Annotated in this window: 19 protein-coding genes; 10 read left to right on the top strand and 9 right to left on the bottom strand. The window is 64.8% G+C overall.

All coding sequences use genetic code 11. The annotated features are described in order from the left end of the window. The first annotated feature begins 103 nt into the window (after positions 1-103). From A3E1_RS0126580 to A3E1_RS0126565, 4 genes are read left to right on the top strand one after another with little or no spacing between them, the layout of a single operon-like run. The gene (locus A3E1_RS0126580; protein ID WP_020523830.1) at positions 104-1,390 is read left to right on the top strand and encodes an extracellular solute-binding protein; all 1,287 of its coding nucleotides are present in this window, start codon (positions 104-106) and stop codon (positions 1,388-1,390) included. A 13-nt stretch (positions 1,391-1,403) separates the two neighbouring features. Continuing rightward, on the top strand, positions 1,404-2,351 hold the full coding sequence (locus A3E1_RS0126575) for a carbohydrate ABC transporter permease (RefSeq protein WP_020523829.1): 948 nt from the start codon (positions 1,404-1,406) through the stop codon (positions 2,349-2,351). Beyond that, a complete protein-coding gene (locus A3E1_RS0126570) occupies positions 2,348-3,169 on the top strand; it encodes a carbohydrate ABC transporter permease (protein WP_020523828.1) in 822 nt (273 codons plus the stop codon). Before A3E1_RS0126575 ends, A3E1_RS0126570 begins: the two co-directional genes overlap by 4 nt. Before the next feature lie 36 nt (positions 3,170-3,205). Continuing rightward, positions 3,206-4,243, top strand: coding sequence for a LacI family DNA-binding transcriptional regulator (locus A3E1_RS0126565; RefSeq protein ID WP_020523827.1), 1,038 nt, complete (start codon positions 3,206-3,208; stop codon positions 4,241-4,243). Position 4,244: 1 nt separating this feature from the next. Here A3E1_RS0126565 and A3E1_RS0126560 read toward each other — a convergent pair whose 3' ends face one another. The 7 genes from A3E1_RS0126560 to A3E1_RS0126530 all read right to left on the bottom strand — a co-directional run bounded on the left by A3E1_RS0126560 (position 4,245) and on the right by A3E1_RS0126530 (position 11,595). Further along, positions 4,245-5,708, bottom strand: a complete 1,464-nt coding sequence (locus A3E1_RS0126560; RefSeq protein WP_020523826.1) for a glycoside hydrolase family 130 protein — start codon at positions 5,706-5,708, stop codon at positions 4,245-4,247. Beyond that, positions 5,705-6,715 (bottom strand): hypothetical protein, encoded by a 1,011-nt coding sequence (locus A3E1_RS0126555; protein WP_020523825.1) that lies wholly within the window; start codon positions 6,713-6,715, stop codon positions 5,705-5,707. The genes A3E1_RS0126560 and A3E1_RS0126555 overlap by 4 nt, the downstream gene beginning before the upstream one ends. Further along, positions 6,712-7,842, bottom strand: coding sequence for a glycosyltransferase (locus A3E1_RS0126550; RefSeq protein ID WP_020523824.1), 1,131 nt, complete (start codon positions 7,840-7,842; stop codon positions 6,712-6,714). The genes A3E1_RS0126555 and A3E1_RS0126550 overlap by 4 nt, the downstream gene beginning before the upstream one ends. A gap of 148 nt (positions 7,843-7,990) precedes the next feature. Then, positions 7,991-8,992: a glycosyltransferase family 4 protein gene (locus A3E1_RS0126545; protein WP_026208866.1), complete on the bottom strand. Its 1,002-nt coding sequence runs from the start codon at positions 8,990-8,992 to the stop codon at positions 7,991-7,993. Beyond that, entirely contained in the window at positions 8,989-9,249 is a 261-nt protein-coding gene (locus tag A3E1_RS0126540; protein ID WP_020523822.1) for a hypothetical protein, read from the bottom strand. Before A3E1_RS0126540 ends, A3E1_RS0126545 begins: the two co-directional genes overlap by 4 nt. 27 nt (positions 9,250-9,276) lie before the next feature. Next, complete coding sequence (locus A3E1_RS0126535) at positions 9,277-10,512, bottom strand: DEAD/DEAH box helicase (RefSeq protein ID WP_020523821.1); 1,236 nt, start codon at positions 10,510-10,512, stop codon at positions 9,277-9,279. Between the two features lie 108 nt (positions 10,513-10,620). Beyond that, on the bottom strand, positions 10,621-11,595 hold the full coding sequence (locus A3E1_RS0126530) for an acyl-CoA desaturase (RefSeq protein WP_020523820.1): 975 nt from the start codon (positions 11,593-11,595) through the stop codon (positions 10,621-10,623). 256 nt (positions 11,596-11,851) lie between these two features. Here A3E1_RS0126530 and A3E1_RS0126525 point away from each other — a divergent pair, with 256 nt between their 5' ends. The 3 genes from A3E1_RS0126525 (at position 11,852) to A3E1_RS45135 (ending at position 15,062) form a co-directional block, all read left to right on the top strand. After that, a complete protein-coding gene (locus A3E1_RS0126525; RefSeq protein WP_020523819.1) occupies positions 11,852-12,445 on the top strand; it encodes a DoxX family membrane protein in 594 nt (197 codons plus the stop codon). 173 nt (positions 12,446-12,618) lie between these two features. After that, positions 12,619-13,845, top strand: coding sequence for a glycosyltransferase (locus A3E1_RS0126520; RefSeq protein WP_020523818.1), 1,227 nt, complete (start codon positions 12,619-12,621; stop codon positions 13,843-13,845). Positions 13,846-14,282: 437 nt separating this feature from the next. Then, positions 14,283-15,062 (top strand): matrixin family metalloprotease, encoded by a 780-nt coding sequence (locus A3E1_RS45135; protein ID WP_157631750.1) that lies wholly within the window; start codon positions 14,283-14,285, stop codon positions 15,060-15,062. 58 nt (positions 15,063-15,120) lie between these two features. Here the strand turns inward: A3E1_RS45135 and A3E1_RS0126505 are convergent, their stop codons facing one another. Beyond that, positions 15,121-18,174 (bottom strand): VWD domain-containing protein, encoded by a 3,054-nt coding sequence (locus A3E1_RS0126505; RefSeq protein ID WP_040391855.1) that lies wholly within the window; start codon positions 18,172-18,174, stop codon positions 15,121-15,123. Positions 18,175-18,267: 93 nt separating this feature from the next. On the opposite strand from A3E1_RS0126505, the gene A3E1_RS45130 reads away from it, so the two are divergent. Together A3E1_RS45130 and A3E1_RS42190 are read left to right on the top strand one after the other, a co-directional pair. Then, complete coding sequence (locus A3E1_RS45130) at positions 18,268-20,445, top strand: glycosyltransferase (RefSeq protein WP_020523814.1); 2,178 nt, start codon at positions 18,268-18,270, stop codon at positions 20,443-20,445. Positions 20,446-20,463: 18 nt separating this feature from the next. Continuing rightward, positions 20,464-21,882: a glycosyltransferase gene (locus A3E1_RS42190; RefSeq protein ID WP_020523813.1), complete on the top strand. Its 1,419-nt coding sequence runs from the start codon at positions 20,464-20,466 to the stop codon at positions 21,880-21,882. Here A3E1_RS42190 and A3E1_RS47770 read toward each other — a convergent pair. Beyond that, positions 21,869-23,344, bottom strand: a complete 1,476-nt coding sequence (locus tag A3E1_RS47770; protein WP_020523812.1) for a serine/threonine-protein kinase — start codon at positions 23,342-23,344, stop codon at positions 21,869-21,871. The two genes, A3E1_RS42190 and A3E1_RS47770, sit on opposite strands and share 14 nt — an antisense overlap. Positions 23,345-23,446: 102 nt before the next feature. On the opposite strand from A3E1_RS47770, the gene A3E1_RS45120 reads away from it, so the two are divergent. After that, positions 23,447-24,013, top strand: a complete 567-nt coding sequence (locus A3E1_RS45120; protein ID WP_051105164.1) for a hypothetical protein — start codon at positions 23,447-23,449, stop codon at positions 24,011-24,013. The last annotated feature ends 36 nt before the right edge of the window (positions 24,014-24,049 follow it).

The following is a 24,049-nucleotide window of genomic DNA, read 5'->3' as shown; positions in this document are numbered from 1 at the left end:
GTCTTGACCGCGCTGGTTTTATGGTCGTAACCTGCCCATCATCGAACCGAAATTCGCCGGATGCTCGCTGAAACTTTCGGAAATCCATCTCGAAGGGATGGCTATGGATTACAACGTCACGCGAAGGTCATTGCTGGGATTAGCTGGCGCGGGCGCCAGTGCGATCCTGCTAGGGGCCTGCGGCAACGATGAGCCGGGCGATGGGAAGCAGACCATCAACTGGTGGCACATCCAGAACAACGACCCCATGCTCGGGGTCTGGGCGGCGATGGCCAAGGACTTCCAGGCCACGCACGCGAACGTGAACATCACCATCCAGCCGCTGGAAAACGAGGCGTTCAAGGCCAAGCTCACGACCGCCACCCAGGCTGGCTCGCCGCCGGACCTGTTTCAGTCGTGGGGCGGCGGCGGGCTCAAACAGCAGGTCGATGCCGGACTGGTCAAGGACATCACCAACGACGTCAAGCCGTGGGCCGACACCCTGCTACCGGCGTCGGTGCAGCCGTTCACCATCGACGGCCGCATCTACGGCGTGCCGTTTGACGTCGGCATGGTCGGCTTTTGGTACAACAAGGAGCTTTTCGCGAAAGCCGGCATCACGGCAGCGCCCGCCACGTGGGCCGACCTGCTTGTCGTGGTGAGCAAGCTCAAGGCCGCCGGGATCACCCCGATCGCCTTGGCGGGTAAGGAAAAATGGCCCGCCCACTTCTACTGGTCTTACCTGTCGATGCGCGTGGGCGGCCTGTCGGCCCTGCAGCAAGCAGCCTCTGAGCGCAACTTCGACAAGCCAGATTTCATCACGGCCAGCCAGCGTTTCAAGGAGCTCATCGACCTGCAGCCGTTCCAAAAAGGATTCCTCGGCGCCGCATACGGCTCACCCGATGGCCAGGCCGGTGTCATGGGTAACGGCAACGCGGCGATGGAACTCATGGGACAGTGGGCCCCCGCCGTCCAGGAAGCACAGTCAACGAGTAAGAAGGGCCTCGGCGACAAACTGGGATTCTTCCCCTTCCCTGCCGTCGCCGGTGGCAAAGGCTCCTTGTCCGAGGTGTTTGGCGGCGGCAACGGCTTCTCGGTCGGCAAGAACGCGCCAGCGTCCACAACGGAATTCCTCAAACACCTGCTGACCGCGGAAAATCAGCGCAAGGCGACCGACACCGGCGCCGTGCTGCCGACCGTCAAGGCGGCAGCCGACGCTATCAAGGACGTCAACGCCAAGACTGTCGCTTCGACTCTGGCCGCCGCGACCGGTTTTCAGCTCTACTTGGACCAGGCCTACCCGCCGGCGCTCGGGGCACAAGTCAACGACAGCGTCGCCGAACTGGTCGCCGGATCCAAGTCACCAGAGCAGATCGTCAAAGACATCACGTCAGTGGCCAAGAGCCAGTAGTGGAGCCGCAACGATGAACCGGGTTTCGTCTCCGGTGGCCACGCGCAAGCGTGGCCACCGGCCCACCTTGCGCGGCGCGGGAACCATCGCCGTCTTTCTAGCTCCGGCACTGGTTTTGTTCGTTCTGCTGGTGCTATTGCCGATCCTGGTGGCCGGCTACACCAGTTTGTTCAAATGGAACGGCTTCGGCGTACCAGAAAACTTCGTTGGTATTGATAATTTCACCCGCGCCTTTGGTGACTCGGTTTTTCTCGGCGACCTCACGCGGTTGCTTCTGCTTGTCGTGCTGTCCGTGGTGATTCAGTTGCCCTTTTCGCTAGCGCTGGCGATGCTGCTCAACCAGCCGCTACGGGGGCGCGCTGTCTACCGCGTCATCTTCTTCGCGCCGTATGTCCTATCTGAAGTCACGACGGCGGTCCTGTTCACCCTGGTCTTCTCGCCCGATCGCGGTTTAGGTGAGCAGATCGCCGCGGTGTTTGGAGCCGAAGGCGTGGCGGTCTTCGCCGATCCAGCGACCGTCATCTACGCACTGTTCTTCGTCGTGTCATGGAAATATTTCGGCTTCCACATGGTTCTCTACCTCGCCGGCCGGCAGAGCATCCCGCGCGAACTAGGCGAGGCGGCCATTACCGACGGTGCCAGTGCCTGGCAGACTTTCCGTCATGTGACGCTGCCGCTTCTGGGCCCGACGATTCGCATCAGCGTCTTCCTTTCCATCATCGGGTCGATCCAGTTGTTTGACATGGTCTGGGTTCTCACCGGTGGCGGCCCGATCCACGCCTCGGAGACGCTCGCGGTGACAATGTTCTCCTATGGTTTCCGCCGGTTCGAGGTCGGCTACGCCAGCGCGATCAGCATCATCATGTTCTTGCTGAGCCTGATTTTCGCCATCTTCTATCAGCGCTTCGTCATGCGCCGCGACCTGGAGGGCGCCATCACGACCCGGGGAGTCCAGCGATGACGAGGCCAAAGCAGGTTGCGTTGCATGGGATCTCGATCGCGATCGGGGCACTCATCGTCATCCCGGTCGTGTTTGGAGTGCTCGGTGGATTCAAAGACAACGGCCAGCTCACCACCAACCCCATCGGGCTGCCCGACCCGTGGGTGCCGGAGAACTACACCGGCATTCTTAGCTCCGGCGTCTTCTGGCGTCAGCTGGCCAACAGCACCATCATCGCGCTGGCCACCGTGTTCGTGGTCGTCGGCGCCTCGTCCATGGCGGCCTATATTTTCGCCCGGTTCAGTTTCCGTGGCAGGGAAGCGCTGTTCACTGTCTTCGGCGTGGGGCTGATGTTCCCCTTCGCGGTCGCGATCTTGCCGCTGTTCATTTTGCTGCGAAACATTGGCCTGCTGGACAATCCGCTCGGGGTCATCCTGCCGCAGGCCGCTTTCGCGCTGCCGGTCACGATCATCATCCTGCGCGGCTTCTTCCGCACGATCCCCGCTGAAATCGAGGAAGCCGCGACCCTTGACGGCTGCGGGGCGTTCGCGTTCTTCTGGCGCATTCTGCTGCCCCTATCGCGGCCCGCGCTGGCGACCGTCAGCGTGCTGGCTCTCGTGGCGAGCTGGAACAACTTCATGCTCCCGCTTGTCGTGTTCACCGACCAGAGCTGGTGGACCTTGCCGATCGGGGTGTCGGCCTTCCAAGGGCAGTACGCCACGGACACGGCCAGAGTGCTGGCTTACGTTGTGCTGTCGATGGTGCCGGCGCTTGGCTTCTACGCTGTCGCGGAACGGCACCTTGTCGGTGGCCTTCTCGGCGGGGCAAGCAAGGGATGAATCGGATGCACATAGACCGGTCGATAGGCTGGCGGCGTGAGTAAGAAGCTTCCGGCCGCCGAGGAACCTAGCCGTAAGATCACGATCGCTGAGATCGCGGCTGAGGCTGGCGTGTCCGTGCCGACCGTTTCGCGTGTCATCAATGGGCGTTCCGACGTTTCGGCCGACACCCGTGAACGCGTCCAGGACTTGCTGACCCGTCACGGCTATCAGCGCCGGGCATCCGGGCCGCGCCCCAGCTCTGGGCTGATTGACCTTGTGTTCAGCGATTTGGACAGCCCGTGGGCGGTCGAGATCATGCGCGGGGTAGAGGAAGTCGCTCACGCCGCTGGCATCGGCACCGTCGTGTCAGCGATACATCGCCGGTCCTCCTCGGCGCGGCAATGGCTGGAAAACCTGCAGGCGCGCGCGACCGACGGCGTCATCATCGTGACCTCGGCACTGAACGCGCCGCAGCAGGCCGAGCTACGGCGCCTCAACATTCCGGCCGTGATCGTCGACCCCGCGGGCGTGCCATTGCTTGACGCCCCAACAATTGGCGCCTCCAACTGGGCCGGCGGCCTAGCCGCGACCGAGCACCTTCTTGGCCTCGGGCACCGGCGCATTGGTTTCATCGCAGGGCAGCCGCAGCTATTGTGCAGCCGCGCGCGACTCGACGGATACCGCACCGCCTTGGAGGCGGCCGGGCTTCCCGTGGACGAACACCTTATCTACCAAGGCGACTTCTACCACGCCTCCGGATTCGCTGGCGGCACCAAGCTGCTCGCGCTCGCACAACCACCGACCGCCATCTTCGCCTCCAGCGACCAGATGGCTCTGGGGGCATACGAGGCGGTCCGCCGCCGGGGGATGCGAGTTCCCGAGGACGTCAGCATCATCGGGTTCGACGATCTGCCCGAGGTGCGCTGGAGTTCGCCGCCGCTGACGACGATCCGGCAGCCGTTATCGCAAATGGGGATGGTGGCCGCTCGCACGGTGCTTCGCCTGGTGCAGGGGGAGAAGCTGGAAAGCCCGCGCATGGAGCTCGCGACGGAACTTGTCATCCGCGAAAGCACGGCACCACCACGGTCCTGAGTTATGCCATCGCGTTGATGAGTGTTTGCAGCGGCACCGTGGCGAAGCCGATGCGGGCATCACTGGCGCCATAGGGCAGCCAAAGCGTGCCGTCATGGATCAGGCCACCGCACGAATACACCACGTTGGGCACGTAACCATCGCGGTCTGTCTCGTGTGGAGTGAGCAGCACACCGGGCAGCTCGCCGATGACCCGTTCAGGGTGCTCCAAATCGAGCAGGAGAGCTCCGATGGCGTATTGGCGCATAGGCCCGACGCCATGGGTGAGCACGAGCCAGCCCGCGTCAGTCTCCAGTGGCGAGCCACAGTTGCCGACCTGGATGAGGTTCCAGCCGTGGCTAGGGCGCAGCAGTGGCACCGGCGCCTCCCAGCGGTTGTGCTCACTTATGGCCGTCAGGCCAAGGGTTTCCCCGTCTGAGCGGCACAGCGCGAGATGGCGTCCAGCCACCGTACGCGGGAACAACGCCATGCCCTTGTTGCCCGCGCCGGGGCCGCGCATTGGGCTGATCTCAAACTCACTCAGATCGTCACTCTTGATCATCCGTGACCCGATATGCCTGCCGTCATAAGCCGTGTAAGTCGCCCGGTAGGTCTGTCTGCCTTGGTCATCGGACACTTTGACGAAGCGGGCGTCTTCCATGCCGTTGCGTTCCGAGGCCGACACGGGCCACAAGACCCGGTGCTCCAGCGGTGTCGCGGGGGCAAACGAGGCCACATAGCTTTCGGAGATGGCACGGCGCATTTGGTCCAGCGTCTGCTGCGCGTTGGCACGGCTGAGCAACTCGTCGGGGATCTGCCGCAGGACACGCACGAACTCGTCGTCGTTGAAGCGTTCGGGCAGCAGGCCCAGCACGGTCGCGGTGACTTCGTTGTCGAAGTCTTCCCCGGCTAGCCCCGCGGCGAGCAGATCACGGCGGTGACTAGCGCTGCTTCGTACACCCACTTGTAAAGGGCCTGAACGGGTTGACACGTCCAAGCTCTGGCCCGGGCCGAGCACGACAGTGGCGAAGCCTATGGACGACAGATGCCCCTCGCCGACCTGACGTGTGCTGAGCACCGCTCGCAGCCGCCCACTGTCCAATCCAGACTGATCTGGATGCTCCACCATGGACGGGTTGCATAGGGCGGCGGCTTCCACGGCGTACTCATGGCTGAAGAAAGCGCCAATCAGACTCTGCGCCGCGGGGGATAGGTTTTGCTCGGCGCTGACCCGGTGCCGGATCAGCGCGAAGTGGTGCAGGAAAGTCGATTCGAGGTCGTCGTGCCGATCGCCGAAGCGGGCCAGCGTTTCGTCGAGCAAGGCCCGGGTCTCTGCTTCGCCGAGCGCCGCGATTCGTTCCACCAGACCAGAAGCCCGGGTGCGTACTACGGCAGCGTCTTCGCCGGGCACGAAAAGCTTGATAATGACCCGTCGCGGGTCCGGCGGGATAGTCGTGGTGAGGCGGACCGCGAGTTCGGGTGTCATATAGGGGCCATCCGTTGGGCATGTTGCATGGTGGACAGGAACGCCAGGGTGGATTCGGCGCCCTGATTGAGGTTTGGCCCTTCGGGCGTGAGCCCGTCGTAGCCGCCGTGAGTGCTGGGGTCCCACATCACCGTCGCGGTGTCGTTGTTTCCGCAGAACCAGGACACCGCTTGCTGGAGATACGTTTGCCAGACGGGATCGCCCGTGACCGCGAACGCCGTCGCGTAGGCGTCAGCCAGTGCCGCCACTTCAATGGGCTGCTGGTCGCGATCGCCGCGTTCCTCCCCCAGATTCCAGCCACCGGCTGGAATAACCGACAGCCCGTCTGGTCCAGATTGGACAGTGTGCAGCCACTTCAGCATCACCAAGCCACGTCCTAGCAGGAGCTGGTCTTTGGCGACGTGCCCGGCGAGGATGACGACTTCGGCCAAGGCGGCATTGGCGTAGGTGAGCCGCTTGACCGGCCAGGGCCACGCGGGATCGGCCGGCAGCACGCTCACGGTGGCTGCGGCATCGGCGAGCAGACTGGCCGCGGCGGTGTCCTCGGGATAGCGGTGTAACACTTGCGCCGCACCAAGTCCCGCGAACGCCATGGCATGCGGGTCTGCCGAACGCTGGGCCGCGCCAAGGGCGAAGGCGCACAGCGCCTCGGTCCGCAGCCAAGGCAACGGACTGTGTGCCGCCGCGGTTCCGAGGCCCCACAAGGCACGGCCCCACCAGTCGCCGAGGCCGGCCGGATCCTGCCATTGGCGGTCGAAGCCGAGCCGGTTGTGAAAGGCACCCGACTTGTCTTGCGCATGACACAGGAACGTCAGGTAAACCTCAGCGAGGCCTAGGACACTCTGGTCTGGATCCGGTTGCCGGCAGGTGACGACAAGCCCGCGGGCCACATCGTCGGTGCAATAGCCGTGAGCCCGGCGCGCCGTGGCGTGACGGGCGTGTTCAAACAGGCCCGTGTCATCGGTGAGTCTGCGCAGATGCGCGAAATCGGGTCTCGGCGCGATCATGCCGGCACGGCGACTGGCAGCGGTCCGGCCGCGAGAAGCCGCTTGGCCAGGGCCGCGTATTGGCCCGCGACATCCGGCCACCGCGACGTTGCCGGGGTCGGCGCGCTAAGCAGACTCGTGGCGAAAGCGGGCTTGGTGATGATTTCGCGAATCGCGGTGGCCATCGCCTGCGGGTCGCCATGGGGAACTAGCAGGCCCGGCCCGTCGGTGAGCACCTCTACCGCGTGCGGGAAAGGTGTTGCTACGACAGGGATTCCGGCGGCCATAGCTTCGATGAGGACACCCGAGGTGACCTGCTCGCGTGAGTCATAGGGCAGGACCACGACATCCGCTGAACGAATCAGGCGGCTTAGCGAAGCGTCATCGAGGTAAGTGGCGTCGAAACGCACCGAATCCGAAATGCACAACAGCTCAGTTAGGTTTTGCAGGCCGGTGCGGTATTCCTCACCGCTGTGCTCCAGGACTCTGGGATGAGTCTTGCCCGCGATCGTATACATCGGACGCGGATTCAGGTCCCGAAGCCGGCCCACGGCACGCAACGCCCACTCGATGCCCTTGCCGGGGCCTAGAAGTCCCCACGTCAGCAGATGCGGGCGAGGCCCCTTGCTCGCACTGGCACGATCGTGATCGCCGGCGCCGTGCGGGATGACGTTTACCTTGTGCGGGTCGACCGCGTAGCCCGCCAGCAACCGGTCGCGAGCGGTGCTCGTCATGGTGATGACAGCACTAGCGGCGCGTACGACCTCTTCCAGCACAGCCTTTTGCCGGTGCGTCGGGTTCGTTAGCACCGTGTGCAGCACAACCATGCTGGGCACTTCAAGCTCGTGCAGCAAGGGCACCACATCGTGGCCGTCCTCGCCGGGATAGATGCCATATTCGTGCTGGACGACAACGGCGTCGAAAGCGTTGAGAGCCTTGGCCGCGGGACGCCAGCCTTCCACGTCACCGTCAGACCACGTGTGCACCACACGGGGATCGCTTGTGCCGCTTTCCCCGCCGGCGATGACGCGCACGATTCCACTGCGGCTGTCGTTTTTGGCGAGATGACTAACTAATGCGGAATTGAAGGTGGCTAAACCACACTCCGTCGGCGGATGAGTGCTGACGAAGCCATAACTGGTTGTCACGAAAATGCCTTCCGATCATCGGACGGCTCCGCGGACGGAACAGTCCTCACGCGGTGAAGGCGGTCCGCTGCGTCAGCGTGTGTGGCGAGCGGAACGGGTGCGCCAGGAACTCGGCAGGCGCCTCTTGGACCCTAGCATCTAGGGGATATCAGCTGGTAAGCGCGCTATACACACTTAGGTAATCATTGACCATGCGTTCAGCGCTGAAGCGGGTCCTGGCCTGGGCGCGGCATCCGGAACGATCAATGGTGGTGATTTGCGCGACAGCTTGCGCCGCTTCACCGGCAGAGTGAACTAAACGCCCCGTTACCCCTTCGTCGACCACTTCGGACATCGAGCCAAGCGGATAGGCCACCACTGGTGTGCCACATGCCATCGCCTCCACGACGGACAGTCCAAACGGCTCAGGGAAGGCGATCGGGTGCAGGAGAGCCAGGCTCTGCGACAGGATCTGTCCTCTTTGCTCCGGGCCCACCGAACCGAGGTAGGTCACCCGCATCCCATCGATATGCGGAGCGACCTGTTCCTTGAAATACCGGTCGTCTTGGACGATGCCGCAAATCGTGAGCGGCAGCCCCGCGAGCCGGGCGATCTCGATAGCGGTGTGCGTTCCCTTGTCGGGATGGATCCGGCCGAACGCCACGAGCCCCGGGCCGCCAGTGGCGCTAAAGGGAAAGTCAGCGAAGTCGATGCCGTGATAGATGGTCGCGGCATAGTCGAGCTCAGGTGACCGGTCAGCGTCTGAAATGGACACATAATGAGATTTTCCCCGGGTGTACGCGGGGACGATCGCCGGGCCGGAAAAGCCGTGGATCGTTGTCAGCATAGGGGCCTTGCTGTGCGCTGAGAACGCCAGCGGCAGCCAGTCGAGATGGTTGTGCACCAAGTCAAATTCCGCCGAGCGCTCCAGCGCGTGCGACACGTGCAGCGCTTCCCACACGCGGCCGTCCATGGACGGATCCTCGGCGTACCCGTGTGGCGCCACCCCATCAAGGACAGCAGTGGTCACCGAGTCGAGTGTCGCGAACAAAGTGACCTCAACACCGCGGGCGACGAGACCCTCGGCGAGCAAGCTGGTGACCTGTTCCCACGGCCCGTAATGCAGCGGGGGAGTGCGCCAGGCCACCGGCCCGAGTAAGGCGACCTTCAACGGTGCTTGAAAATCGACGGTGGGGTTGGGCCCTTAGCCTGATCCACGCGCCCGAAGCGTTCGTGGTGAAAGTCAAGGCGCTCATTGTGCTCGGCCAAGGGAACACGGAGCCAGGCCGCCGCGTTCGCCGTCCACCAGCTGCCATCGGTTTTGGCGAAGGTGTTGATGGTCGGCGACATCGGGGTGACGAGACCAAGTTGCCAGCGCGCAGCCATCGCTTCGTGGGTCAGTTCAGTCATCCCACTGATGTCAGCCATAACGGGGCTCCTTTGGTGGCGGGGGAGTTAGCGGCGGCGCGTTCTGGGAGCCTGTGTCCGCTGCACGGCGGCGACTGGCACCAGATTGCGCACGCCCGGGGCAAGCGTCGCCAGGATGGCGTCGCCTGGGCGAACCTGAGTCATGGTGGGGGTGACCCCCGCTTTGCGTGTCATGTCGCGGACGTCTTTGACCTGCTCGTCAGTGGTGATCGTGACGACCGTGCCAGAGGCGCCGGCCCGGGCTGTGCGTCCCGAGCGGTGCAGGTAAGCCTTGTGCTCCACCGGGGGATCGGCGTGGATCACGAGTGCCACATCGTCGACGTGGATGCCGCGGGCGGCGATATCTGTTGCCACCAACGTTTTCGACGTGCCTTCGGTGAAGGCCTGCAGGTTACGGTTGCGGGCGTTCTGCGCCAGGTTGCCGTGCAGCTCGACGGCCGGAACGCCGGAGGAGTTGAGCTGGCGGGCCAGTTTTTTGGCTCCGTGCTTGGTCCGGGTGAACACCACCGTGCGGCCCGGCGCCGACGTCAAGTCGATGAGGACAGAAAGGCGGTCTTCGCGGCGCAAATGAAGCACGTGATGCTCCATTTTGGTCACCGGGGACAGCACCGAGTCGACACTGTGTGTGACCGGCTTGCGCATGAACTGCCGGACGAGAACGTCGACGCCAGCGTCCAAAGTGGCCGAAAACAGCATCCGCTGGCCCGTGCGCGGCGTGCGCTCGAGAAGCCGGCGCACCACCGGGAGGAAGCCCAGATCCGCCATGTGATCGGCCTCATCGAGGACCGTGATTTCGATCGCGTCCAGGTAGGCGTGACCTGACTCGACGTGCTCATAGAGCCGTCCCGGGCAGGCCACGACGATGTCGACGCCGCGGCGCAATCCCTCGATCTGGGGCCGCGCACCGACGCCGCCGAAGATCGTCAGCGTGTTCAGGCGCATCGCCTGCGCCAGCGGAAGCAAAGCCGCCTCGATCTGGGTCGCCAGTTCGCGCGTCGGCGCGAGGATCAGGGCCCGGGGGCGCTTAGGCTGCTTCTTCGACGGGCTAGACGCGAGCCGGGTCAGGAGGGGCAGCAAAAAGGCATAGGTCTTGCCTGAGCCGGTCTGGCCGCGCCCCAGCACGTCGCGGCCTGCCATAGCGTCTGGCAGGGTTCGCGCCTGGATCGGGGTCGGTGTCGTGATGCCACCGGCTGCTAGCAGTTTGCTAAGTGGCCCGGGAACTCCCAGGCCGGTGAAAGTGTCTATGGGGCGGCTGACCGCCATACATTCTCCGAACTCAAGAGCTGGCAGTTCGCGAATGCGAGGTTCCAGCGAAGACGCGGCGGATCTTCAAACGCGATCATGCCGTCACCGAAGTGTAGCTGACCCGCCCTAACCCTTTTGATCTGTGGCGAGGAGCACACGTTTGGCCTGCAAACGCTCGGTTACCGGCCAGCGCACGTCATAGGCCCAGCCGAGCTTCTCGAAGACCCAAATCAGGCGCGCTGACGGGTCAATCTGGCCCCGAAGGACACCGTGCCGGGCCCCGGTCGGGTCCGCGTGGTGCGAGTTATGCCAGCTCTCCCCAAACGACAAGATCGCCAGTGGCCAGAAGTTGGTCGCCTTGTCTTTGCTGGCGAACGGACGCTCACCGAAGACGTGACAGACCGAATTAACTGACCACGTGACGTGATGAAGCAGCGCCATGCGCACAATGCCAGCCCAGAAGAACGCGGTCAGCGCCCCGGTCCACGTGCCCGTGACCAGTCCGCCGACGAGAGCGGGCCCACCGAGAGACAGCACGACAAGCGGCCCGAACAGGCGGCCAACGAGCTGCATATCGCGGTCGGCGACAAGATCGGGTGCGAACCGCGACCGGTTGCTCAGCTCCCGGCGCAGCATCCAGCCCACGTGGGCGTAGCCGAGACCTTTGAGCAGCGCTCCGACGCCGGTTCCGTAACGCCACGGCGAGTGGGGATCGCCCTCCCGGTCAGAAAACGCGTGATGACGGCGGTGGTTAGCCACCCACTGCGTTGGCGACCCTTGCACCGCAAGCGATCCAGCCACGGCGAGCGTGATGCGCAGCCACCGCCGGCTCTTGAACGCCCCGTGGGTCAGGTAGCGGTGAAAGCCCGCTGTCACACCGAACCCGGCCACGAGATAGACCGTCACCGCCAAAACGATATCGACAACTGTCAGCCCCCAGCCCCACGCGAGCGGCACAGCCGCGATCAACGCGATGAACGGCAGGACCACAAAGATCCACATCGTGATGCCAGCCGCCGTGGACTGGCGTTCGTCAAGCAACGGCTTGGGCAGCGGTTTCGGAGCAGGCACGGGTACAGCGGTGGCGGTCGCGTTGCTCATCAAACTCCAGCTTCAGGCTATCGATGCCTGACGCCATCGCGAAGGAAGGTTTCCGCGACTTGTATGGTGCGCGCTGGGCGCTCATGACTGTACCTGCCGCAGGGCCCGCAGTCTCCTGGTGGAACAGGCACCGCACGGCGGCCTAACACGGGTCTTTGGTCCCGCTGTCCTCGGGCGGTTGTGCTCAGGCGCAAATCCGTTGGCCGGGTGAAGGTGGAGGCGTCAGAGAAATCAGGAAGGTCAACGGGAGATTGCCATGACCACCTCACCGCAAAAACACTCAGTCTTCGAACGTGAACGTGCCGAGGCACCCGGGCCAATGCTGACCCACACCGCGGCGCGTGCGCTTGCCGTCCTTCGGATCGCCACGGGTGCTGTGTTCCTGTGGGCGTTCCTGGACAAGACCTTCGGCTTTGGCTTCGCCACGCCCAGCGCTCGCGCCTGGATCAATGGCGGGTCTCCGACCAGGGGCTTCCTGTCCAACGTGGAGGTCGGGCCAGCATGGTTGCAGACGTTCTTCCACGACATCGCCGGCACAGGATGGGCTGACTGGCTGTTCATGGGTGGCCTAGCTGGAATCGGTGTCGCCCTGATCCTGGGCATCGGCATGCGCTTGGCCGCTGTGGCCGCCACGATCATGATGGGCATGATGTGGCTCGCGGAGTTTCCCCTCGACCGCACCACCGCCGAGGGAACCCCGAGCGGCTCGACCAACCCCGTCGTCGACTACCACGTCATCTACGCGCTCAGCGCCATCGTGCTGGCACTCGCTTACGCAGGCCAAACGTGGGGCCTGGGCCGATGGTGGGCACGGCTGCCGTTTGTTCAGCGGCACCGGTGGCTTATCTAACAGTCGAGCCCGCGAAAGGCCGGCCGGTGGCCGGCCTTTCGCGTATACCGAAGCGGAAGTCGCTGTCAGGAAGATCTCGAAATCGCGCCCCATGCCGATCTGTCACGGCTCGCCTAGCAGAATGCGGAAATCCTGTGCTGGCATTGCAGCACCTACCACTGAGGGGTCGTGACATGCGGGTGTTGTTGTCGGGATACGACTCGCGCGGGGGGATTGAGCCGCTGGCCGCACTCGCTGCGGCATTGCATGCCCTGGGCGCGGAGGCAGTAGCGTGCGTGCCGCCCGACGAGGAGTTCGCGCAGCGGTTCCATAGCATCGGCGTGCCGGTCGTGCCGGTTGGGAAATCGTTGCACGCGTTGGTAACCGGAGCGGAGAAGCCAACCGCCGCGGGGCTGCCCCAGCGTGCGGCCGAGTTGGTGGCCGCGCAGTTCGCGCAGCTCGCCCCGGTGGCGCGGGAGTGCGATGCCGTGGTGGCGACCGGTGTGATGCCTGCCGTGGCCGGTGCGCGTTCCGTGGCCGAGAAGCTGGGCCTTGCCTATAGCTACGCGACGTTTCAGCAACTGACTCTCCCAACGCCGCACCATCCGCCGCGGCTAACGACTCCGGGTGAGCCGTTCCCACCGGACGTCAAGGACAATCGCGCCCTGTGGGACTTGGAAGGGCGGAACATCAACGCCCTGCTCGGTGAAGTGCTTAACACGCAACGGAAATCGATCGGCCTGTCGCCGGTGGACCACGTCCGTGAATACGTCATCACCCGTCAGCCTTTGCTGGCGACCGATCCGGTGCTGGATCCGTGGCAGGAGTCGGCCGATCTCGGCGTCGTGCGGACGGGCGCCTGGGTCCTGCCCGACGAACGACCCTTGCCGAGTGAGTTGGTGGCGTTCCTAGAGGCCGGCGCGCCTCCGGTATACGTGGGCTTTGGCAGCATGCCGATGCGAGGCTCGCAAGACGGAGCACGGGTGATCATCGAGGCGGTCCGCGCACAGGGGCGGCGTGTTGTTGTTTCGCGCGGCTGGGCTGGCTTGTCCCTTATCGACAGTGGCGCCGATTGCCTGGCGATCGGTGAGGTTAACCAGCAGGCCCTGTTTGGCCGGGTGGCCGCCGTCGTGCATCACGGTGGCGCGGGAACGACCCACACGGCCGCGCGGGCAGGTGCGCCGCAAGTGGTGGTGCCGCAGGGAGCCGACCAGCCGTACTGGGCCGGCCGTGTCACTGATCTGGGCATCGGCGCCGCGCACGATGGTCCAATCGCGACAGTCGAGTCACTGTCGGCCGCGCTGAAGGCGGCTCTAACGCCGCGGACTCACACACGGGCCAAGGCTGTGGCTGCAACGATGAGCGCCGATGGGGCGATGGTGGCGGCGAAGTTGGTGCTTGACCAGATCAGTGTGAAATGAACATAGCAAAGATCCACCTAACCCGGTATCGGCCGAAGATGCGACTGCCGCGCTGGTCAAAGCATGGCTAGTCTCGCCTTCGGTGTTAGTTCATGTGCTCAGCCCTCTTCTCAACCGCCCGACTGCATTCCAGTGCCGCCGGCTGTCCGGCGGAAGTCGAAGGAGCAGAAGACGTTGTTGCACCATGGCTTAACCGAAATGTTCGCGCTGCAAGAGGCGCGGACGACGACGAGGATGCCTAAGGCTGGAGCCAAGCGGATCGCTGTCAAGGCGCGCCGCAAGCAAGCGCGACAGCTCGGCAACCGTTGACCCGATGATGAAACGCCTGGCCCGCATGGGCCAGGCGTTTCATCGTGGCGTGCAGGTTTCGTACAGGTTCGCGCCAGCGCGACTGTCCACAATAGGCGAGAAAGTGTCACCTATTGACAGGAGTGTCTGTGCTACGCAGGAAGCACATCGTTCCCATGGCGCTGACGGCGATCGTTGCCGCGAGCACCATGATGTTCAACGCCCCCGCATATGCCGCTGCCGCGGCGGACGTGTCCGCGACGGTGGTGTCCTATGAGGAGGCCGCTGACGGAACAGTCACCGCGACCATCTACACCCCGGCCGCCGGTGTCACCCCCGACGCCCTGGCCCAGAGCCTCACCTCCAGTGGGGTGCCCAACGTCAGTGTCAAGCGGCAGGGCGATTTCAGCACGATGGCTGTGGCACCATGCAGCCTCGGCATCGCCCGCACGTGGCCGTCTGGCACGACGTGTTTCGTGCGATGGTCGTACAACGGCGCGGTCCGGCCGATCATCAATTTCGTGGACCACTCCAGCGCACGGTGGCCGGTCGGGCGGGCCGTCACCGAGTGGAACAAGACTTCCGGGATCGACTCCATCTACCGGACAGCGAGTGCGGGGTGCGACGGGGCTCCGGTGCACTGCGTTCACGTCTACAGCGGCAACTACGGCAACAACGGCTGGATGGGTATCACCCGGGTGACCTACAACTCGGCGCAGACCTATTTCGCCACCGCCAAAGTGGAGCTCAACAACTACTACGGCGGCAGTTTGAACACCGACTGGGCGACCGCCTGCCATGAGCTCGGGCACGTGCTGGGCTTGGGGCACAACAACTCGCTCGGCAGCTGCATGTACAAGGAAGACCACGCCAGTGTGTCGAAGTACCCGCACGCGGATGACCGTAAGCTCCTCGAGCGCTACTACTGACAGGCACTAGGAAAGCAGGGCTCCCCGGTTTGGGGAGCCCTGCTTTCCTAGTTGACGGCTAACGCTGCCGCATCGTGAGGGTGACGACACCGGTCGCCGCACCGGCTGGGTCAACCACGAGAGTGTAGGTGCCCGCCGCGGCGAGAGTCACACTGTCGATGCCGCCCTTGCCGTTGATGACACATCCGCTGTCGACATACTTGCCCGACGGGTCGAGCAGCTTGATGGGGGAGCACTGGTCCGGCAACGTCGAGTCCGTGGCTTCGATGGTCAAAGACATTCCGGGGGTACCAGTAAACTCGTGCCGGGACACGAAACCTGGCTGTTTGATGGTCGCCGTGACGCTCTGCCCGTTGGCGGAGATAGGAGCCGTGACATCGTTGGCGGCATACAGTCGCATGTGGACGTTGCCGATCGCCCGCTCACGCGGATCAAACGTGATCGTATAAGTCCCGTTGACGGTCAGCAGCGTGCCCTCGATCTCACCGTTTCCGTTGATGATGCAGCCAGATTCGATCTGCCTGCCCGTTGGGTCACGCAGTTCCAGTGGCGAGCATTGATGCGGAAGCGTGCTGTCGGGCACGTCGAGGAACACCCGTTGCCCGGCCACTCCCGTGAACGTATAGCGCGCGACCGATCCAGGCCGGTCCAAGTCAGCGAAAACCTCCGCGCCGTTGGGCTCGATGGTGGCCGCGATGTCCTTAGCGGCGTAAACCCTAAGGCTTGCCTGCCCTGAGGTGACGTTGGCTGAGTCGAGCGTCACCTTGTACTGGCCGTCGACGGTTAGTTCGGTGCGGTCGATGTAGCCGGAACCGTTGATGTTGCAGCCGCTATTGATCTGCTTGCCTGACGGGTCAAGGAGTTTGTAAGGCGAGCAGTCATTGCGCACCGTGGGCGCGAAGGCGTCGACGAACACGGCCTGGCCCGCTTTACCGGTGAAAGTCAGGCTCTCGCCGGGCTTGACCGTTCCGGCGGCGACCGGCGCCGCGCTGATGGGCGTGACGGCGTGTTGCGCGATCCGGGCCGTGCTGGCCGTTCCAAGAGCGAATTCCGGCCGTCCACTGAGCGCGACGTCAAACACGCACTCCAGGAACTGCCAGGTCTCCGTGATGCCGGCCGAGCGGCAGATGGCTTCGGCCTGTGCCCGGCGAGCTGGGTCAATGTTGTCGATGGTCATCGGCTTTTCCGGGTAGGCCCGGTCAGTGAACGTGTCTGTGTTCTGCCCGCTGGAGTAGGTGAACAGCGACTCGTTCTGCTTGACCCGCCAACTGTCGGCATAGGACGGATAGAGCTTTTCGAACGGCACAGGCTGCGTGAGTGGGGTGCCGCCTGCGGGCACGATGTCGTTGGCTGGGTCGCCGTCGAAGTTGCCGAGAATCCCTTGCACGGCACCGGCCCGGCCGCTGGCTAGCTTGATGAGCAACCGGTAGCCGTAGTGCCCGATCGGGTCCACCGCGGCACCGGATCCATCTGGCCATTCCAGGTCGTAGCCGTCCGAGGCGCTGATGTCGGAGTCACGTCTCGTGAGCGTGCCGCCGCCGGGCAACGCCATCTCACCCGGCGCGATGGCCTTCAGCGCACCATCGAGGCGAAGCTCGGTGCTGTTGTTGACCAGAGCCAACTCGACTTTGCCCGTGCCGATCCGGAACGCGAGCGCCGAGTTGACCGACACTGACCGTGAGGTGCCCATGGGTGCTTGGCGCGCCTGAACTTCCAGTGCCGCACCAGACGTCGACTTCACCGCGATGAACTCGCCGACGGCCTGCAAGTCGTAGTAGGCGCCGTCAAAGGTCACCAGGTGCGGGTCGCCATTGGTGGCGCCACATTGGCCGGGCGTGCCTTCGCAAAGTTTGACCGGCCCCTTCTTCGGCGGGTCTTTCTTCTTGGGCTTCTTGCAGTCGTCCATGCTCTTGGGCAGTTTCTTGCCCTGATACTCGGTGCGCGGCGGAAGTCCTTTCGCGACGCGGTACTTGTTCTCGGCCATCGTCGCCTTGACTTCAGCGGTGCGGATGCCAGTGTCGCCGCAATCGCCTTGGGGCACCTTGTCTCTGGAGATGTCGTCGGCATGGTTCAGTTCGTGATACAGGGCAGCGCACGGGTCACGCAGCACGCCGTCGCCATAGTCTTCAGTGGACGTTGGGTTCCACGTGACCGTTGAGGAACCCTTGCCCGCAGGGCCTTCCGGTGTCTCAAAGGCGCCCGAGCCACCCGTGGTCGGGATGATGCGCACCTGTGGCGTCTTCTTGTCTTGCAGCCGGGGCAGAATGCCGGACGGGTCACCGCCGGGGGCGGCGAAGCCAGCCATGCAGCCGTCGACTGCCTTCTGGAAATCCACACCTGGAACGGGTACGCCGGAAGTGGGGTCCACGGTGACGTCAGCGAGCGCGGGCTTGCCCTGGGAGAGGAACATCCCGAGCGCGACAACGAGCAGCAACGCCGCGGCAACGGGAGTCTTGCGGCGGCGGGCCAGGATCACCACGACGGCCACCACGGCGAGCAGAACCGCCACGCCAACGATGACCCACAGCCACGGGAAGCCGTCGGCGGCGGCATCACCGATGGTGAAACTGACCGTTTGTGGTGCGGCCGCCCCGGCGCAGGCGCCGGTCGTCTCCGGCATCGCGTAGGCGGCGGTCACCTCATACTTGCCTTTCGCGCCCACGGGCCACAGCGAATCGAGGCCGCCGCCCTCAGGTGTCGCGGCGACGGACCGCAGGACGATGCTGCCGGGTGCGTCACCGTCATGGATGCGGACAGCCAGGATAGGCACGTCCACAGTGGACTTTGGCTCCGCCTTGACCAGCCGTGCCGCGATCTCGTCGCCGATGCCGTCCTCATAGAAGCTGCGCCCGAGCGCGGGCACCAGTTCCTGACCGTCCTTTCGCACCGAAAGAACCCGCACGGTCCCTTCAGCGGCGGTCGAGACTCCACAAGCGGCTGCCGAGGTGTTGGTCACGGCGAACGTCAGCTTGACCGGATTGCTTTGTGCCGCATCGGCTTTGATCTTCAGCTCAAGACCGTCACCATCGGCGGCGGCACTTGGGCCCGCCCACCCCAGCACCATGACAGCCCCAAGGGCGGCAGCGCTTATCCATCGGGCAACGATTCGCATGCGCCGGACTGTATGACCCCTGTCGATCGATCAAAACGAACTGTCGTCCATCCGTCCATGTTTCGATGGGGGCGGGGTGGGAACGGTTTAAAGGTGCTGCTGACTGTCGCTCTGACCGCCACGTCCACATTGATCTTGTCCACCCTCCTGCTCCTGCTAACGGGGAAACGCCTGCGCTTCGCCTCCCGCGCCGCCGGTGTTTTAGCTGCTGCGGTGATGTGCGTCGCCGGTGCCTGGGGTGCCGCGCGGTTATGGGGATTCCTCGACTCAAACATGTGGGCCTCGGCGGCGATCACCGGTGCGGTCTGCCTGGTCGTGGTGCTGGCCTTGCCGCATTGGAATCCGGCCGGGCAGGTGTTCATGGGCAGCTACCTGGCGGCGGCTGGGTCCTATGTGGCGTTAGGCGCCTACCTGACGGCCGCGCCCGGCCTGTCGCTGTGGGGACGTGTGGCCTCATTACTGCTGCTCATTCTCGAGATCCTGGCGCTGATCGTCTCTGGGTACTTCGCCTTCGAAGGCTGCGACCGGCTGTGCCGTGCTCGCGCGACGCGGCGCGTCATGGCGCCTGACCCCAGCTACCTGCCGTTGGTGTCGTTGCAGGTGCCCGCTTACAACGAACCAGCTGACATGCTGATCGAGACGATCAAGTCGCTGGAACGCATCGACTATCCCCGGCTTGAGATTCTGGTAGTAGATAACAACACCGAGGATCCGCAGGTGTGGCAGCCCGTGGCTGACTATTGTTCCGGGCGGCCGCGAGTGCGGTTCGTGCACATCGATGCTGAGGGTTTCAAGGCCGGCGCGCTCAATCTCGTGATGGCCGAGCATCTCAGTCCCGAGGTGGAAATCATTGGTGTCGTCGATGCTGACTACCAGGTTGACCCGCACTACCTGCGGGAGACCGTGGGCTATTTCGCCGACCAGAACGTCGCGTTCGTGCAGACGCCGCAGGACTACCGCGAATACGAAGGCGATGCCTATCTGACCGCCTGCTATGACGCCTACAGCTATTTCTTCCACGCCTCGATGCCGTCACGCAACGAGCGCAACTCCATCATCTTCGCCGGCACGATGGGGCTGATCAGGCGGCAGGTGCTGGAAAAGCTTGGTGGCTGGCCGGAGTGGTGCATCACCGAAGACTCCGAGACGTCGCTGCGAATGCTCAAGGCCGGCTATGCGGGTGTCTACGTGGAACAGTCGATGGGCCGGGGCATCATGCCGCTGACCTTCGCGGCCTTGAAGAGCCAACGGTTCCGCTGGTGCTTTGGTGGCATTCAGATTCTGCGCAAGCACTGGCGCAGTTTGCTGCCGGGTAAGCGAACCCGCGCCAACCAGCTGACGCTGGGGCAACGGCTCGACTACGTGTTCGGCACCGGACTCGTTTGGTTCAACGATGTGCTCTATCTCGGGTTCACCGCCGTGCTGCTGGTCACCGCGTATCTGACGCTGTCTGGTCAGGGTGCGTTCTTCCGGCCACTGTTCGGTGCGCTGGTGCTTTTGCCCGCGGCGCTTCTGGTTTCGGGGTTGTTCCGCGCGCTGTGGTCGCTGCGGCAGCTGACCGGCATTGGGGTCAAGCGCTCGCTGCTCGCCCTGCTCAACTGGCTGTCGATGTCGTGGACCGTGTCGCTGGCGACGTCGCAGGGCATGGTGCGCAAGCGTGCGGTCTTCATGCGTACGCCGAAGGAAGCCGAACACCAGACAGTTTGGAGCGCCTTGGGCGCGGCTAAGGCCGAAACCGTGCTGGCGCTGGTCCTCTGGGCGGCAGCCGTTGCGTCGGCGGTCACCGGCACCGTCTTCTTGACGTTGCTGTTTCTTTGGCAGGGAACGGTTTACGCCTCGGCTCCGTTCATGTCGTGGCTATCGACGCGCACGGTGCTCAGCCCGCAATTGCAGGAGCGCCGCCGCACCGAGGCCGCACGCGAACGCATGGCGGCATTGTTCGGCTACTACGCCACTGGCGCGGCAGCCTTGGCCGCCGTCGCCCTTGTCGCCGCCATTTTCCTTATCGGGGGCGTTCAGCCCGGCCGCATCCCGGCACTCCCCGAACTGCCCCGGGATCCAGCCAAACCCCCGCTGATCCAGATCGACCCGTCACCGTCGGTGGGGCCATCCGTTCCCGGCACGACACCGTCGCCGGGGCAGACCGCCACACCGGGTGCTCCAACCACGACACCGCCCGCACCGACGACGGGCCCCACGACCCCACCCCCAGCAACGACAGCGCCCGCGACCACGGCGCCGCCGGGCACACCCAGCCCGGCCGCGTCCTAACGCTAGAAGGGATCACCGATGCAGGAAGCACAGATACCTCCGCTGCCGTTCGCCCGCTTTGGCCAGCTGCTGCCGCCGCCCGTTTTCGCCGAGGCTGACACTGTCATGCGGCGTGCTGGCGAGGCCATGCGCGGGCGCACCTTATGGAATATCAACACAACGCTGTCGGGTGGAGGGGTAGCCGAGATACTCAGCGCGTCTTTGCCTTACGTGCGTGACGCCGCAATCGCCTGCCGCTGGGTGATGATGGACGCCACCCCGGACTACCTCGATGTCACTAAACGCTTGCACAACTGGCTGCACGGGTTCCGCGGCGACGGTGGGCCGCTGGGCGCCCAGCAGAGGCAATGCTATGACGAAGTCATCGCCAGCAACGCCGAAAGGCTGCTGCCGATGATTACCTCTGGTGACGTGGTTATCGTGCATGACCCGCAGCCGGCCGGGCTGGTGCCGTTGCTGAAACAGGCTGGGGCACACGTGATCTGGCGTTGCCATATCGGAACCGACAGCCCTAACGACTTCACGCGGCACGCGTGGCGATTTCTGCTGCCCGATGTCAGTGCCGCCGACGCGTATGTCTTCTCGCGGCCGCACTACCTCTGGGACGGCCTTGATCCGCAACGGCTGCACGTGATCCGGCCGTCGATAAACCCGTTCTCGGCCAAGAATCAGGAACTGGATCCGTCCACAGTGGACGCGATTGTCAAAGCCGCTGGAATCGTTGCCGGGCAAGCCGAAACCCCCGCCACCTACGTGCGTGCGGACGCGCTGGCGGGCGAAGTCACGCACAGCGTCACGCTGCCCGGCGGCGGTGAGCCCGTCCCGGAACAGGCACCTTTCTTGCTGCAAGCTGCCCGCTGGGACCGGCTCAAGGACCACGAAGGGGTCATCAGCCTCTTCGCCAAGCACATCGCGCACGCTCACCCGGAAGTTCACTTGGTCATCGCCGGGCCGTTCGCCGACGGTGTCTCCGACGATCCCGAAGGCGCCGAGGTGATGCAGGAATGTGTCGCGGCCTATCGGGGCTTGAACGCGCACCTCAAGCCCCGGGTGCACCTGGTGTGCACGCCTATGGATGACCTGCAGGAAACCGAGGCGATCGTCAACGCACTGCAACGGCGGGCCGCGGTCGTCTTCCAGAAGAGCCAAGCCGAAGGCTTCGGGCTAGTGATCGCGGAAGCGATGTGGAAGCGGCGGCCGGTCGTCGCCAGCAGAGTCGGCGGCATCCAGGACCAGATCGAGCACGGCCAAAGCGGTGTGCTCATTGATGATCCGGCCGATGGATCCGCGTTCGCTGACGCGGCGGTGGCGCTTTTGGACGATCCGCCTCAGGCGCAGGTGCTGGGCCGCAACGCGCATGAACGGGTGCTGCATCATTATCTGTCCAGCCGCGAGCTGGCCGAAACGATGCGGCTGGTGCTGGCTACCGTTGGCTAAATGGTGACGGCCCGGCAGTGTTGATGGGGCTTTCCTTCGTCTTAGGGTCAACAGCGCCGTCCTGGCACGTCGCCTTGATCTCGGACTGATGCGTAGGCGACAGGAAAACGACCCTGATCTCACGAGCCGGGCCGGTCTCGGCATTTTCAGTGGTGAACCCCTCAGCCGGAGTCATCGAAGTGACAACCGCGTTCGTGGCGTCTTCACAGCTGACAGTCACCGTGCCGCCGGTCGCCTGCACGATCACCGCGGCCGGCGGTGGCGTGGGGCTGGTGCTCGGGGTGGTGGGTGCCGGGGCCGGCGCTCCCGTCGTGGGCGGTAGCGGCGTGGGCGCACCGTTGCCGGGCCTGGTTGCCTCGCCCGGAGTTGGGCTGGTGGTGACAGCGCTAGGAACCGGTGCCACGGCTGGCGTTGGCACCGGTTGGGTGGCTGACGGCTGGCCTAACGGACCGGCCGAAAACGGGGCGGGGGCAAGGAGTCCCGGCTTTGGCAACAGCAGGACGAGCGCGGCGACCGCTCCGGCGGTGACAATCGCCACGGCCATAGCGCGACGTCGGTTCCGCCTCGCGGCGCGCCGCCGGTCCAGCACGACCGTCGCCTGTGGACGGTCCGCTATCGCGGGGAGTTCGCCGGTCGCGGTGGCATGGATGGCCAGCAGGATGGTCGCCACGGCCGCGGCTGGCGGCCGCTCGTCGGGGTCTTTGGCCAGGCAGTCCATGCAGATCTGCGTCACCTCGACCGGCAGCCCGGCGGCCCGGGGAAGCGGCGCGGGCTCAAAGCGAAGCTGGGCTTCCAGCAAACCCGTGGGCGTCATTGCCTGCCAGGGAGACGAACCAGCAAGCAGGCGGTATAGGACGATCCCTAGCCCGTATACGTCGGCGGCTGCGGTAGCGGGTGCCGAAGCGGCGTGAAGGCCTTCTGGGGCAAGGAAAGCCGGGGTTCGAGAATCACTCAGGAGCGCCGCGACACCGAAGTCGGCGACCTTAGCGCCACTGGCGGTGAGCATGATGTTGGCGGCGGTCATGTCGCAATGCACGAGGCCTGCTTCGTGCGCGGCGGCCAGGCCCGCAGCGGCCTGTCCCGCGACTTTCGCCGCGGCAGGCCACGGGACGGGCCGCCCGCTGGTTAGCACCTCTTCCAAGGTGCTGCCATAAACGGGTTCGGTCACGACAAACGGGATGATCAGCCCATCGCCGGCGGGTTCCTCGCCGTAGTCGTACATGGTGACGATGTGGGGATGCGCCAGCTGTGCCGCCGCCGGAGCCTCGTCGCGCAACAGGCGGGCGAGTTCGGCATCGGCCGCCACCGGCTGGGCCAGGACTTTGATCGTGACTGGCCGCCTGAGCACGTCGTCGAACCCACGCCAGACGATCGCCACCCCGCTCTGGCCGGTCTGCTCCAACAGCTGATACCGGCCACCAACGATGGTGACAGCGGATCCCTCGGCGACATCGTCCTGCACGGGCGCCAATATCCCCAGCCGTCGCGGCAGCCAAACATCAGCCCACGCTGACTGTCCACGGCGAACGGTAATGAAATGACCAGAAGTGGGTAACAGTGGCGCATGTCCATCGACTCGTCACCCGCTGACCTGCCGAATCCTGAGGACGCGGCGACCTGCGCGCAGTTTCTCGCCGCGATGCGCGCCCTGTTCAACTGGGCCGCGACCAGCTATGCCGAGCTGGAACGGCGCGCGCTGGCGGCAGGGGAGCGGCTGCCGCGCAGCACGATCGCTAACGCGCTGTCGCGTGGGGCCATCCCGAGGGAGAAGACCATCGCGACGTTCGTGCGCGCCTGCGGCGGCGACGAGCGGACCGTCAAGGCGTGGCTAGCCGCCCGCAGGCGGATCGCCGGGCCAAACAAGGTCGTCGGCGGGCTCGCGGACGCGGTGGAGGCCTGGCTGACCGTCCCGGCTGATACCCGGCCGTCCAGGATGGACCTCACTTCGGCGACCCGCGCCTTCGGCGACGGCCGGCTGGCGCAGGCGGTCGCCGAAGCCGACGGTGACCGGTGGATCGGATTGCACCGGCGGCGGCGCCCAGCCCGGCTTCGGCAACTGGTCAAACGACTCAAGGGCACCACCGCCACCGCACAGCGCGAGCCGGCTCTGCTGCTGCGCCTGCACCCCTAGCCTGGTTTTGAGGAGCCCGGGACGCGCGGACCGAAA

This window comes from Catelliglobosispora koreensis DSM 44566 (assembly GCF_000379685.1).
Taxonomy (GTDB): Bacteria; Actinomycetota; Actinomycetes; order Mycobacteriales; family Micromonosporaceae; genus Catelliglobosispora; species Catelliglobosispora koreensis.
Note: the sequence above shows the minus strand (reverse complement) of the source record. Positions and strands in the feature narration are given on the sequence as shown.